This is a genomic window from Pseudomonas sp. NFPP28 (assembly GCF_900115535.1).
Taxonomy (GTDB): Bacteria; Pseudomonadota; Gammaproteobacteria; order Pseudomonadales; family Pseudomonadaceae; genus Aquipseudomonas; species Aquipseudomonas extremorientalis.
In genome coordinates this window covers 1-1223 of the sequence record NZ_FOWT01000021.1, presented here as the reverse complement: position 1 = coordinate 1223, position 1223 = coordinate 1, and the positions used below count along the sequence as shown (strand labels likewise).

Here is a 1223-nt window from a genome sequence, read left to right as displayed (position 1 = left end):
TTTCGTCTTCACACACCGCAATCTGATGCTCGTTAGAGTAGTCAAATTGCTTGGGTGTTATATGGTCAAGCCTCACGGGCAATTAGTATTGGTTAGCTCAACGCCTCACAGCGCTTACACACCCAACCTATCAACGTCGTAGTCTTCGACGGCCCTTCAGGGAACTCAAGGTTCCAGTGAGATCTCATCTTGAGGCTAGTTTCCCGCTTAGATGCTTTCAGCGGTTATCTATTCCGAACATAGCTACCCGGCAATGCCACTGGCGTGACAACCGGAACACCAGAGGTTCGTCCACTCCGGTCCTCTCGTACTAGGAGCAGCCCCTCTCAAATCTCAAACGTCCACGGCAGATAGGGACCGAACTGTCTCACGACGTTCTAAACCCAGCTCGCGTACCACTTTAAATGGCGAACAGCCATACCCTTGGGACCGGCTTCAGCCCCAGGATGTGATGAGCCGACATCGAGGTGCCAAACACCGCCGTCGATATGAACTCTTGGGCGGTATCAGCCTGTTATCCCCGGAGTACCTTTTATCCGTTGAGCGATGGCCCTTCCATACAGAACCACCGGATCACTAAGACCTACTTTCGTACCTGCTCGACGTGTCTGTCTCGCAGTCAAGCGCGCTTTTGCCTTTATACTCTACGACCGATTTCCGACCGGTCTGAGCGCACCTTCGTACTCCTCCGTTACTCTTTAGGAGGAGACCGCCCCAGTCAAACTACCCACCATACACTGTCCTCGATCCGGATAACGGACCTGAGTTAGAACCTCAAAGTTGCCAGGGTGGTATTTCAAGGATGGCTCCACGCGAACTGGCGTCCACGCTTCAAAGCCTCCCACCTATCCTACACAAGCAAATTCAAAGTCCAGTGCAAAGCTATAGTAAAGGTTCACGGGGTCTTTCCGTCTAGCCGCGGATACACTGCATCTTCACAGCGATTTCAATTTCACTGAGTCTCGGGTGGAGACAGCGCCGCCATCGTTACGCCATTCGTGCAGGTCGGAACTTACCCGACAAGGAATTTCGCTACCTTAGGACCGTTATAGTTACGGCCGCCGTTTACCGGGGCTTCGATCAAGAGCTTCGCGTTAGCTAACCCCATCAATTAACCTTCCGGCACCGGGCAGGCGTCACACCCTATACGTCCACTTTCGTGTTTGCAGAGTGCTGTGTTTTTAATAAACAGTCGCAGCGGCCTGGTATCTTCGACCGGCATG

Annotated in this window: 1 rRNA gene; it reads right to left on the bottom strand. The window is 52.8% G+C overall.

What is annotated here, in order from left to right:
* Positions 1-61: 61 nt before the first annotated feature.
* Positions 62-1223: ribosomal RNA gene (locus BM110_RS29160) — 23S ribosomal RNA — on the bottom strand; the annotation flags it as partial.